This window comes from Streptomyces sp. NPDC002623 (genome assembly GCF_053592635.1).
The window spans coordinates 30,494-44,387 of record NZ_JBSFWB010000025.1; the positions used below are offsets into that span (position 1 = coordinate 30,494).

The 13,894-nt window shown below is 72.2% G+C and carries 1 protein-coding gene; it reads left to right on the forward strand.

Features of this window, described 5'->3' with window-relative positions; all coding sequences use genetic code 11:
* The first annotated feature begins 26 nt into the window (after positions 1–26).
* Positions 27–13,859, forward strand: a complete 13,833-nt coding sequence (locus tag ACWD4O_RS34855; protein WP_451286138.1) for a type I polyketide synthase — start codon at positions 27–29, stop codon at positions 13,857–13,859.
* Positions 13,860–13,894 lie beyond the last annotated feature (35 nt).

Here is a 13,894-nt window from a genome sequence, read left to right on the forward strand (position 1 = left end):
ACGAATCACGTGAGTGGGAGTTGAGCATGAGCAGTTCCATGTCGGAGGTCGTCGACGCGCTGCGGGCCTCGCTGCTGGAGAACGAGCGGCTGCGCACCCAGAACCAGCGGCTCAGCGCGGCCTCGTCGGAGCCCCTGGCCGTCGTGGGCATCGGCTGCCGCTACCCCGGCGGAGTCCGCGACACCGAAGGACTGTGGCAGCTCATCGCCGAAGGCCGTGACGCCATGTCCGGCTTCCCCGTCGACCGCGGCTGGGAGAACTGGGACGTCCCCACCGCCAAGACCGGCGCCTTCCTCCACGACGCGGGCGACTTCGACCCCGCCTTCTTCCGGATCTCGCCGCGCGAGGCCATGGCCATGGACCCGCAGCAGCGGCTGCTCCTGGAGACCTCCTGGGAGGCCCTGGAACGCGCCGGCATCGCCCCGAGCACCCTCAAAGGCAGCCGCACCGGCGTGTTCGTCGGCGGCGCCCCGCAGGAGTACGGCGCGCTCGTGATGAACTCGGCCGAGGGCGCGGGAGGCTACGCGCTGACCGGCGCCCCCGGCAGCGTCCTGTCCGGCCGCATCTCCTATGTGCTCGGCCTGGAGGGGCCCGCCGTCACGGTGGACACGGCGTGCTCCTCCTCGCTCGTCGCCCTGCACCTCGCGATCAAGTCGCTGCGCACCGGCGAATGCGACCTCGCCCTCGCCGGCGGCGTGCTCGTCCTCATCACCCCCTCGATCTTCGCCGAGTTCTCGGCGACCGGCGGATCGGCCGGCGACGGCCGCTGCAAGGCCTTCGCCGCCTCCGCGGACGGCACCGGCTGGGGCGAGGGCGCCGGCGTCCTCGCCCTCCAGCGCCTGTCCGACGCCCGCCGCGACGGCAACCCCGTCCTCGCCGTGATCCGCGGCTCGGCGGTGAACCAGGACGGCGCGTCGAACGGCCTGAGCGCACCCAACGGCCCCTCGCAGCAACGGGTCATCCGCCAGGCGCTGGCCAACGCCGGCCTGTCCGCCGCGGACGTCGACATGGTCGAGGCGCACGGCACCGGCACCACCCTCGGCGACCCCATCGAGGCCGAAGCGCTCCTCGCCACCTACGGCCGGGAACGGCACGACGGCCGACCCCTCTGGCTCGGCACCCTGAAGTCGAACATCGGCCACACCCAGGCCGCCGCCGGCATCTCCGGAGTGATCAAGGCCGTACTCGCCCTCCAGCACGGCGTGCTGCCCAAGACCCTGCACGTGGACGAGCCGACCCCCGAGGTCGACTGGTCGGCGGGCGCGGTGGAACTCCTGACCGAGGCACGGGACTGGCCGGACACCGGACGCCCCCGGCGAGCGGGCGTGTCCTCGTTCGGCATCAGCGGCACCAACGCCCACGTCATCCTCGAACAGGCCCCGGAAGCCGAGCCCATGGAGGGGCAGGGGGCCGAGGGGCGTCCCGCACTCGAGGGCGGCCCCGTGCCGTGGGTGGTCTCGGCACGCGGCGAGGCGGCACTGCGGGAACAGGCGGCACGACTGACCGCGCACGTGGCGCGCACGGCTGAGCTGTCCCCGGTGGATGTGGGTGTGTCGTTGGCGGGGTCGCGGTCGGTGTTCGAGGAGCGGGCGGTGGTGTTGGGGGGTGGCCGGGAGGAGTTGTTGGCGGGGTTGCGGTCGGTGGCGGAGGGGGCGCCGGGTGCGGGTGTGGTGAGCGGGCGGGCGTCTGCCGACGGTGGTGTGGTGTTCGTTTTTCCGGGTCAGGGGTCGCAGTGGGTGGGGATGGGGCGTGAGCTGTGGGATGCGTCTCCGGTGTTCGGGGAGTCGATGGTGGCGTGTGAGCGTGCGCTGTCGCCGCATGTGGACTGGTCGTTGCGGGATGTGGTGTTCCGGGACGGGGCGGATCCGTTGTGGTCTCGGGTGGATGTGGTGCAGCCGGTGTTGTGGGCGGTGATGGTGTCGTTGGCTGCGGTGTGGCGGTCGTTCGGTGTGGAGCCGGCGGCGGTGGTGGGTCATTCGCAGGGTGAGGTGGCTGCGGCGTGTGTGGCGGGCGGGCTGTCGTTGGAGGACGGTGCCCGGGTGGTGGCGGTGCGTTCGCGTCTGGTGCTGGAGAAGCTGTCCGGCAGGGGCGGGATGGTGTCGGTGGCGCTTCCGGTCGCGGAGGCGGAGGAGCGGCTGGCGCGGTTCGGGGGCCGGGTCGGGGTGGCGGCGGTGAACGGGCCGTCTTCGGTGGTGGTGTCGGGTGAGCCGGAGGCGCTGGACGAGTTGCTGGCCGGGTGCGAGTCGGACGGGGTGCGGGCGCGTCGGATCGCCGTCGACTACGCCTCGCACTCCGCGCAGGTCGACGCCCTGAACGACGACCTTCTCGCCGAACTGGCCGAGATCCGGCCGGTGTCGTCGTCCGTGGCGTTCTATTCGACGGTGTCGGGTGAGCGGTTGGACACGGCGGGGCTGGATGCTGCGTATTGGGTGCGGAATCTGCGGGAGCGGGTGCTGTTCGAGCCGGTGATCCGGACGCTGGTGGACCGGGGCAGTGCGGTCTTCGTCGAGTCGAGTCCGCACCCGGTGTTGGCGATGGCGGTTCAGGAGACCGGTGAGGCTGCGGATCGGCCGGTGGTGGCGGTCGGTTCGTTGCGGCGTGACAACGGTGGCGCGACGCGTCTCCTGACCTCGCTGGCGGAGGCGTATGTCGCGGGCGCTGCGGTGGACTGGTCGTTGTTGTACGCGGGCAGTGGTGCGCGGCGGGTGGATCTGCCGACGTACGCCTTCCAGCACCAGCGCTACTGGCTCGACGATGTCACGCTGCCCGGTCAGCGCGATTCCCTCGATCCGGTGGATGCGGCGTTCTGGGGTGCGGTGGAGCGGGCGGATGCGGCGGGTGTGGCCGCGTTGGTCGCCGATGGCGACGTGGAGGCGTGGGAGCCGGTGGTGCCGGCGTTGTCGGCTTGGCGTCGGGGGCGTCAGGAGCGGTCGGTGTTGGACTCGTGGCGTTATCGGACGGTGTGGCGTTCGGTGACGGTCCCTGCGACGGGCCGTCTGTCGGGGACGTGGCTGGTCGTGGCGCGCGGTGCAGGCGCTCCGGTCGACGAGGTCCGGGAGGCGTTGGTCGCGGCGGGCGCGGAGGTGTCCGTATGCGAGGAGCTGGACGCGGTCGCGCCGGCGGACGTGTCGGGCGTGGTGTCCCTGCTCGCCTGGGACGAGGAATCGGCGTTGGAGTCGACGGTTCGGCTGGTGCAGACCCATGGCGACAGTGCGGTGCCGTTGTGGGTGCTGACGCGGGGTGCTGCCGCCGTGAGCGCGGACGATCCGGTGTCCGCGGTGCAGTCGCAGGTGTGGGCGCTGGGTCAGGTGGTCGGGCTGGAGCAGCCGGGCGGCTGGGGCGGTCTGGTGGACGTTCCCGAGGTGTGGGACGGGCGGGTGGCGTCCTCGCTGGCCGCTGTGCTGGCGGCCGGTGAGGGCGAGGACCAGGTCGCCGTGCGCTCGTCGGGTGTGTACGGACGTCGGCTCGTCCGTGCCCCGCTCGGTGCGAGCCCGGTTCCGGTGCGGGAGTGGAGTCCGTCGGGCACAGCGCTGATCACCGGTGGCACGGGCGGAGTCGGCGGGCATCTGGCGCGTTGGCTGGCGAAGGAGGGCGTCGAGCGTCTGCTGCTGGTCAGCCGCAGTGGTGAGCAGGCCGAGGGCGCGGTCGAACTGGCCGATGAACTCCGGAGACTGGGCGCGGAGGTCACCGTCGCCGCGTGTGACGTGACCGACCGGTCGGCGCTCGCGGAGCTTCTCGCCGAGCACCCCGTCACCTCGATCTTCCATGCGGCAGGTGTGGCCGACTACGCGGAGCTCGGCACCGCCACCCCCGAGCACTTCACGGAGGTGCTCTCAGCCCGTGTGACGGGAGCGCGTCACCTGGACGAGGTGACCGGTGAACTCGGCCTGGTGCTGGATGCGTTCGTGGTGTTCTCCACGGGCGCCGCGGTGTGGGGGAGTGCGGGCAACGGTGCGAACGCGGCTGCGGGCGGCTACCTGGAGGGTCTGATCCGGGGCCGTCGGGCGCGTGGCCTGACGGGTTCGGCGGTGTCGTGGGGTGGCTGGCGCGGTACGGCGATGGCGGTGGGGGAGACGGCGGAGCAGCTGGCACGTCGTGGCGTGGGTCTGCTGGAGCCGGAGTCGGCCGTTCGGGCGTTGCGGCAGGCGCTGGAGCACGACGAGACCGTGCTGACGGTGGCCGACCTGGACTGGGCGCTGTTCACGCCGGGGTACACGATGGCCCGTCGTCGCCCGCTGATCGAGGACATCCCCGAGGCCGCCCAGGCACTGAGCGAGGCCACCGAGACCGATGCGGCCCAGGACGCGGCGGGCAGGGGACTGCGCGACCGGCTGGCCGGGTTGGCGGAGTCGGAGCAGCAGGCGTTGCTGCTGGGGTTGGTGCGCGGTGAGGCCGCGCAGGTGCTGGCCCACGGGTCGACGGCGGAGATCACGCCGGGCAGGGCGTTCAAGGAGCTGGGCTTCGACTCGCTGACGGCGATGGAGCTGCGCAACCGGCTGTCGAAGGCCACCGGTCTCCTGCTGCCCGCGACCCTCGTCTTCGACTACCCCAACCCGCAGCAACTGGCTTCGCTGTTGCGCACGGAGCTCGTCGACGGTCTGCCGGGATCCGGCACCGTGGCGACGGCGACCCGGCCGACGGACGACGAACCGCTCGCGATCGTCGGCATGGCATGCCGTTACCCCGGTGGCGTTCGCAACGCCGAGGATCTGTGGCGGCTGATCGCCGAAGGCCGCGACGAGCTGTCGGACTTCCCCACCGACCGTGGCTGGGACCGCTGGGGCGCGCCCGCGACCGGTCAGGCCGGATTCCTGCACGAGGCCGGGGAGTTCGACGCCGGCTTCTTCGGGATCTCGCCGCGTGAGGCGGTGACCATGGACCCCCAGCAGCGGCTGCTGCTGGAGGTGTCCTGGGAGGCCGTCGAACGGGCCGGCATGGACCCCTGGTCGCTGAGGAACAGCGCCACCGGAGTCTTCGTCGGCGGTGGTCCACAGGACTACCCCGCCGTGCTGATGGGCTCGACCGAGGCCGCCAGCGGCTACGGCATGACCGGTGCGCTCGGCAGTGTGATGTCCGGCCGTGTCTCCTACGTCCTGGGTCTGGAAGGGCCCGCGGTCACGGTGGACACGGCGTGCTCGTCCTCGCTGGTCGCCCTGCACCTGGCCGCGCAGTCCCTGAACAACGGCGAGTGCGACCTGGCGATCGCGGGCGGTGTGACCATCATGGCCACGCCGGGCGCGTTCCTCGGGTTCGACACCTTGGGCGGTATGGCCGGCGACGGCCGCTGCAAGGCCTTCGCCGCCTCCGCGGACGGCACCGGCTGGGGCGAGGGCATCGGCATGGTCGTGCTGGAACGGCTGTCGGACGCCCGTCGCAACGGGCACGAGGTGCTGGCGGTGGTCCGAGGTTCGGCGATCAACCAGGACGGCGCGTCGAACGGTCTGAGCGCGCCGAACGGTCCGTCGCAGCAGCGGGTGATCCGCCAGGCCCTGGCGAACGCCGGCCTGTCCGCCGCGGACGTCGACATGCTGGAGGCGCACGGTACGGGCACCACGCTGGGCGACCCGATCGAGGCGCAGGCCCTGCTCAACACCTACGGCCAGGACCGCCCCGCCGACCGGCCGCTCTGGCTGGGCTCCGTGAAGTCCAACTTCGGGCACACGGGAGCGGCGGCGGGCGTGGCGGGCGTCATCAAGTCCGTACTCGCCCTGCGGCACGGGGTGTTGCCGAAGACCCTGCACATCGACGAGCCGACGCCGAAGGTCGACTGGTCGGCGGGCGCGGTGGAACTCCTGACGGAGGCGCGTGACTGGCCGGAGACGGGACGTCCGCGGCGTGCGGCCGTGTCGTCGTTCGGGATCAGCGGCACCAACGCGCACATGATCATCGAGGAAGCCCCGAAGGCGGAGTCGGCGGACCATCGGGGCGAGGTCTCCGGGCCGGTGCCGTGGGTGGTCTCCGGACGCGGCGAGACGGCGTTGCGGGCACAGGCCCGGCAGCTGCTGGAACGTCTTGGCGAGCAGCCCGAACTGAGCCCGGCGGACGTGGCGTTCTCGCTGACGGGGACGCGGTCGGCGTTCGAGCAGCGGGCCGTGGTCCTCGGGAGCGACCGGGAGGAGCTGCTCGCGGGGCTGCGCTCGGTGGCCGAAGGCACCTTGGGGGCAGGCGTGGTGACGGGCCGGGCCACCGACGCCGGAGCCGTGTTCGTGTTCCCGGGTCAGGGGTCGCAGTGGGTCGGTATGGGGCGTGAGTTGTGGGACGTCTCGCCGGTGTTCGGGGAGTCGATGGTGGCGTGTGAGCGTGCGCTGTCGCCGTTTGTGGGGTGGTCGTTGCGGGATGTGGTGTTCCGGGACGGTGATGATCCGTTGTGGTCTCGGGTGGATGTCGTCCAGCCGGTGCTGTGGGCGGTGATGGTGTCGCTGGCGGCGGTGTGGCGGTCGTTCGGTGTGGAGCCGGCGGCGGTGGTGGGTCATTCGCAGGGCGAGGTGGCGGCCGCGTGTGTGGCCGGCGGGCTGTCCCTCGAAGACGGTGCCCGGGTGGTGGCGGTGCGGTCGCGTCTGGTGCTGGAGAAGTTGTCCGGCAGGGGCGGGATGGTGTCGGTGGCGCTTCCCGTCGCCGAAGCGGAGGAGCGGCTCGAACGCTTCGACGGCCGGGTCGGGATCGCCGCCGTCAACGGGCCTACCTCAGTAGTGGTGTCGGGTGAGCCGGACGCGTTGGACGAGCTGCTGGCCGGGTGTGAGTCGGACGGGGTGCGGGCGCGTCGTATCGCCGTCGACTACGCCTCGCACTCCGCGCAGGTGGACGCCCTCAACGACGACCTTCTCGCCGAACTGGCGGACATCCGGCCGCAGTCGTCGTCCGTGGCCTTCTATTCGACGGTGTCGGGTGAGCGGTTGGACACCGCCGGTCTGGACGCTGCGTATTGGGTGCGGAACCTTCGTGAGCGGGTGCTGTTCGAGCCGGTGATCCGGATGCTCGCCGAACAGGAGCACCAGGTCTTCGTGGAGTCCAGCCCGCATCCGGTCCTCGCGATGGCGATCCAGGAGACGCTGGAGAGCGCGTCCGGCGCTGTCGTGGGCTCGCTGCGGCGTGACGACGGAGGTGTGGATCGTCTCCTGACCTCGCTGGCCGAGGCCTATGTCGCGGGCGCGCCGGTCAACTGGTCGACGCTGTTCGCCGGCACCGGCGCACGCACGGTCGAGCTGCCCACCTACGCCTTCCAGCACCAGCGTTACTGGCTGGAGGACGCCTCCGCCCCGGGTACGGGGAGCGCCGTCGATCCGGTGGATGCGGCGTTCTGGGGTGCGGTGGAGCGGGCGGATGCGGCGGGTGTGGCCGCGTTGGTCGCTGATGGGGATGCGGGTGTGTGGGAGCCGGTGGTGCCGGCGTTGTCGGCTTGGCGTCGGGGGCGTCAGGAGCGGTCGGTGCTGGACTCGTGGCGTTATCGGACGGTGTGGCGTTCGGTGACTGTCCCTGCGACGGGCCGTCTGTCGGGGACGTGGCTGGTCGTGGCGCGCGGTGCAGGCGCGCCGGTCGACGAGGTCCGGGAGGCGTTGGTCGCGGCGGGCGCGGAGGTGTCCGTATGCGAGGAGTTGGACGCGGTCGAGTCGGCGGACGTGTCGGGTGTGGTGTCGCTGCTCGCCTGGGACGAGGAGCGGGCGCCGGCCGCGTCGGTGGAGTTGGTCCAGGCTCTGGCCGATGCGGAGCTGGAAGCTCCGTTGTGGGTGCTGACGCGGGGCGCCGCCGCCGTGGGTGCGGACGATCCGGTGTCCGCGATCCAGATGCAGGTCTGGGCGCTGGGCCAGATCGTGGGCCTGGAGCAGCCCGCCGCCTGGGGCGGTCTGGTCGACGTCCCCGAGGTGTGGGACGAGCGGGTGGCGTCCTCGCTGGCCGCTGTGCTGGCGGCCGGGGAGGGCGAGGACCAGGTTGCCGTGCGCTCGTCGGGCGTCTACGGGCGTCGGCTCGTCCGCGCCCCGCTGGGAACCGCCGCGACCCCGACCCGGACGTGGAGCCCCTCGGGCACAGCGCTGATCACCGGCGGCACCGGCGGAGTCGGCGGCCACCTGGCGCGCTGGCTCGCGAAGGAGGGCGTCGAGCGTCTGCTGCTCGTCAGCCGCAGCGGTGAGCAGGCCGAAGGTGCGACCGAACTGGCCGAGGAACTGCGCGGGTCGGGGGCCGAGGTCGCCATCGCCGCCTGTGACGTGGCCGACCGGGACGCCCTGGCGGAGCTGCTCGCCGCGCATCCCGTGACCTCCGTCTTCCACACGGCCGGAATCGCGAGCTACGGCCCCGTACGCGAGCTCGACGTCGCGGACCTGGAAGCCCAGATGGCCGCGAAGACCCTCGGCGCCCGTCACCTGGACGAGCTGACCGCCGAACTCGGCCTGGAACTCGACGCGTTCGTCCTCTTCTCCTCAGGCGCCGCGATATGGGGGAGCGCCGGAAACGGCGGGTACGCCGCGGCCAACGCCTATCTGGACGGTCTGGCCCGGGAGCGCCGGGCGCGCGGTCTGGCGGCGACCTCGGTGTCGTGGGGTGGCTGGAAGGACACCGGCATGGCGACCGAGGAGACCGCCCAGCAGCTGGCGCGGCGCGGTGTCCGGCCGATGGACCCGGCGCTGGCCGTCGAGGCGCTCCGGCAGGCGCTGGAGCACGACGAGACCGCGCTGACCGTGACCGACATGGACTGGGCGCTGTTCACGCCGGGATACACGATGGCCCGGCGCCGCCCGCTGATCGAGGACATCCCCGAGGTCGCCCGCGCACTGCGCGAGGACTCCGCCGCCGGCCCCGACGACGACTCGGCCGGCGCCGCCCTGCGGACCGAGCTCGCGGGACTCGGCAGCACCGAGCAACTCGACGTGCTCATGGACCTGGTGCGAGGTGAGGCCGTCCGTGTCGTGGCCCACGCCTCGCCGGCCGACATCACACCGGAACGGCCCTTCAAGGAACTCGGCTTCGACTCGCTGACCGCGATGGAGCTGCGCAACCTCCTCCACACGGCCACCGGGCTGCGCCTGCCCGCCACCCTGGTCTTCGACTACCCCAACCCGCGACAGCTCGCCGCCCACCTGCGCGACGAACTCGTCGGCGCCGGTGCCGACCCCGTGCGGGCCGATCTCGTCGTACGCACGACGTCCGACGAACCGCTGGCAGTCGTCGGCATGGCGTGCCGCTACTCGGGCGGAGTGGCCTCCCCGGAAGACCTGTGGCAGGTGATGGCCGAGAACAGGGAGGGGCTGTCCGACTTCCCGTCCTACCGAGGCTGGGACCGGTGGAACCTCGCCAGCCTCCGCCCCGCCGGCTTTCTGCACGAGGCGGGCGACTTCGACGCCGGCTTCTTCGGGATCTCGCCGCGTGAGGCGGTGACCATGGACCCGCAGCAGCGGCTGCTGCTGGAGATCGCCTGGGAGGCCGTCGAGCGGACCGGCATCGACCCCAAGTCGCTGCGCGGCAGTGACACCGGAGTCTTCGTCGGCGGCACGGCCGTCGAGTACGGCGCACTGCTGATGAACTCGCCCGCCAGCCAGGGCTACGCCGTCACCAGCTCCTCCGGCAGTGTGATGTCGGGCCGGGTCTCCTACACCCTGGGCCTGGAAGGGCCCGCCGTCAGCGTGGACACGGCGTGCTCGTCCTCGCTGGTCGCCCTGCACCTCGCCGCCCAGGCGCTGCGCGGCGGCGAGTGCGGTCTCGCGCTGACCGGCGGCGTCGGTCTGATGGCCACGCCCGGCGCGTTCGCCGAGTTCGACACGCTCGGCGGACTGTCGGCCGACGGCCGCACCAAGGCCTTCGCGGCCGCCGCGGACGGCATCGGCTGGGGCGAGGGCGTCGGCATGATCGTCCTGGAACGGCTGTCTGACGCCCGTCGCAACGGGCACGAGGTGCTGGCCGTGATCCGCGGTTCGGCGATCAACCAGGACGGCGCGTCGAACGGCCTGAGCGCCCCGAACGGCCCTTCGCAGCAGCGGGTGATCCGGCAGGCGGTCGCCAACGCCGGCCTGACCCTCGCCGACGTCGACATGGTCGAGGCGCACGGCACCGGCACCACCCTCGGCGACCCGATCGAGGCGCAGGCACTGCTCAACACCTACGGCCAGGAACGTCCGGCCGACCGGCCCCTGTGGCTGGGCTCCGTCAAGTCCAACATCGGGCACACGGGCGCGGCCGCCGGCGTCGCGGGCGTCATCAAGTCCGTACTCGCGCTGCGCAACGGCGTACTGCCCAAGACCCTGAACGTGGACGAGCCGACGCCCAAGGTCGACTGGTCCGCGGGCGCGGTGGAACTCCTGACCGAGGCACGGGAGTGGCCGCAGACGGAACGCCCCCGGCGAGCGGGCGTGTCCTCGTTCGGGATCAGCGGCACCAACGCCCACGTGATCATCGAAGAGGCGCCCGCGCCCGAGGAAACCCCCGCCCGGCCCGACACCGACCGCCCGACGGCACCCGCACTCACGACACCGGTCGTCCCGTGGGTGATCTCCGGCCGCTCGAACGCGGCCCTGCGCGGCCAGGCCGAGCGCCTGTCCGGCCTGGTGCAGCGCGACCCCGGCCTCGATCTCACCGACGTGGCGTTCTCCCTGGCGACCACGCGGGCCGGCCTGGAACACCGAGCCGTGGTGCTCGGCCGCGACGCGCCGGGCGTGCTCGACGGTCTGCGCGGGCTCACGGCACAGGGCTCGGCCCCCGGCGTCGTCTCCGGCGCCGCCACCGCCGACAGCCGTGCTGTCTTCGTCTTCCCCGGTCAGGGGTCGCAGTGGGTGGGGATGGGGCGTGAGTTGTGGGACGTCTCGCCGGTGTTCGGGGAGTCGATGGTGGCGTGTGAGCGTGCGCTGTCGCCGCATGTGGGGTGGTCGTTGCGGGATGTGGTGTTCCGGGACGGGGCGGATCCGTTGTGGTCTCGGGTGGATGTCGTCCAGCCGGTGTTGTGGGCGGTGATGGTGTCGCTGGCGGCGGTGTGGCGGTCGTTCGGTGTGGAGCCGGCGGCGGTGGTGGGTCATTCGCAGGGTGAGGTGGCGGCTGCGTGCGTGGCCGGCGGGCTGTCCCTCGAAGACGGTGCGCGGGTGGTGGCGGTGCGGTCGCGTCTGGTGTTGGAGAAGTTGTCCGGCAGGGGCGGGATGGTGTCGGTGGCGCTTCCGGTCGCGGAGGCGGAGGAGCGGCTGGCGCGCTTCGGCGGGCGTGTCGGGATCGCCGCGGTCAACGGGCCTACGTCAGTAGTGGTGTCGGGTGAGCCGGACGCGTTGGACGAGCTGCTCGCCGGGTGCGAGTCGGACGGGGTGCGGGCGCGTCGCATCGCCGTCGACTACGCCTCGCACTCCGCGCAGGTCGACGCGCTCAACGACGACCTTCTCGCCGAACTGGCCGACATCCGGCCGGTGTCGTCGTCGGTGGCGTTCTACTCGACGGTGTCGGGTGAGCGGTTGGACACCGCCGGTCTGGACGCTGGGTACTGGGTGCGGAACCTGCGTGAGCGGGTGCTGTTCGAGCCGGTGATCCGGACGCTGGTGGACCGGGGCAGTGCGGTCTTCGTGGAGTCGAGTCCGCACCCGGTCCTCGCGATGGCGATCCAGGAGTCGCTGGAGAGCGTGGGCGGCTCTGTGGTGGGGTCGTTGCGGCGGGAGGACGGTGGTGCGGAGCGCTTCCTGACCTCGCTGGCGGAGGCGTATGTCGCGGGTGCGCCGGTGGACTGGTCGGTGCTGTATGCGGGGAGCGGTGCGCGGCGGGTGGATCTGCCGACGTACGCCTTCCAGCACCAGCGCTACTGGCTCGAAGGTGTCTCCGTCGGAGGTGAGATCCAGGACGCGACGGCGGACGACACCGAGGCCGCGTTCTGGGACGCCGTGGAGCGCGAGGACCTGTCCGATCTCGCCGGAGTGCTCGACGTCTCCGATGCCGGCGCTGCGGCAGAGGCCTGGCTGCCCACGCTGTCGGCCTGGCGCAAGGGCCGTCGCAAGCAGATGACACTCGACTCGTGGCGCTACCGCACCACTTGGCGCGCGAACGCCCTGCGCCCCGGCACCCGCTTGTCGGGGACGTGGCTGGTGGTGAGCCCTGGTGGTGGCGCGCCGGTCGACGAGGTTCGGGGGGCGCTGGAAGCGGCCGGTGCGGAGGTGTCCGTGCGGGAGGATCTCGACGGTGCGGCACTCGCCGACCTGTCGGGTGTGGTGTCGCTGCTGGCCTGGGACGAAGAGTCCGCGGTGCGGTCGACGCTGCGGCTGGTGCAGGCCCATGGCGACAGTGCGGTGCCGCTGTGGGTGCTGACACGGGGCGCTGCCGCGGTGCATGAGGGCGATCCGGTGTCCGCGGTGCAGACGCAGGTCTGGGCGCTGGGTCAGATCGCCGGGCTGGAGCAGCCTGGTGGCTGGGGCGGTCTGGTGGACGTTCCCGAGGCGTGGGACGAGCGGGTGGCGTCCTCGCTGGCCGGCGTGCTGGCCGCCGCCGCCGACGAGGACCAGGTCGCCGTTCGGTCGTCGGGTGTGTACGGGCGTCGGCTGGTCCGTGCCCCACTGGGCGCGAACGCGGCGCCGGTACGGGAGTGGAACCCGCGGGGAACCGTCCTGGTCACGGGTGCCACGGGCGGCGTCGGCGGGCAGGTGGCGCGCTGGCTGGCCGAGGAGGGCGCCGAGCGTCTGCTGCTGGTCAGCCGGAGCGGCGGGAATGCCGAACTCGCGGAAGAACTGCGCGGGTTGGGCGCTGAGGTCGCCGTCGCCGCGTGTGACGTGACCGACCGGGCGGCGCTCGCGGAACTGCTCGCCGGGATCCCGGCCGAGCATCCCCTCAGCGCGGTCTTCCACACTGCCGGGATCGCCGTCCACGGCCCCTTGGCCGAACTCGACGCGGCCGGTCTCGAGGACCAGATGGGGGCCCGTGTTCTGGGGGCGCGTCACCTGGACGACCTGACGTCCGGTCTGTCGCTGGACGCGTTCGTGGTGTTCTCCACGGGCGCTGCGGTGTGGGGGAGTGCGGGCAACGGTGCGAACGCGGCTGCGGGCGGCTATCTGGAGGGTCTGATCCGGGAGCGTCGGGCGCGTGGCCTGACGGGTTCGTCGGTGTCGTGGGGTGGCTGGAAGGGCACCGCGATGGCGGCTGACGGGAACGCTGAGCAGTTGGCGCGTCGTGGTGTGGGTCTGCTGGAGCCGGAGTCGGCCGTTCGGGCGTTGCGGCAGGCGCTGGAGCAGGACGAGGTGTCGGTGACGGTGGCCGACCTGGACTGGGCGCTGTTCACGCCGGGATACACGATGGCCCGTCGTCGCCCGCTGATCGAGGACATCCCCGAAGTCGCCCGGATCCTGCGCGAGGCCGACACCCTCGGGGACGCTCCGGAGGCCGCGGCCGAGGCCGGTGCCGATCTGCGCGGCCGACTGGCCGGGTTGGCGGAGTCGGAGCAGCAGGCGTTGCTGCTGGGTCTGGTGCGCGGTGAGGCCGCGCAGGTGCTGGCCCACGGGTCGACGGCGGAGATCACGCCGGGCAGGGCGTTCAAGGAGCTGGGCTTCGACTCGCTGACCGCGATGGAGCTGCGCAACCGGCTGTCGAAGGCCACCGGTCTGCGACTGCCCGCGACCCTCGTCTTCGACCACCCCAACCCCCAGCGCATCACCGATCTCCTGCTCACGGAGCTCGCGCAGGAGGGCCGCCTGCCGGGGATCGCCGACGTTCTCGACATCAGGCGGGAGCTGACCCGGATCAGCGAGGCGCTCGACAGCGTCGCACCGGATCCGCAGGCCCGCGAGGACATCGCCGACCACCTTCGCGACCTCATCGCCCAGCTCAGCACCGCTGAGAAGGACGGCGCCACCGATCTCGAAGCCGCCACGGACGACGAGATCTTCGACTTCATCGACCGCGACCTAGGCGTGTCCTGAACAGGCTGAACAGGTATCTGCCGGGCTTTCAACTG

Bases quoted from the DNA above. Each gene is read 5' to 3' on its own strand.
- ACWD4O_RS34855 (WP_451286138.1), top strand. From the start codon at position 27: ATGAGCAGTTCCATGTCGGAGGTCGTCGACGCGCTGCGGGCCTCGCTG.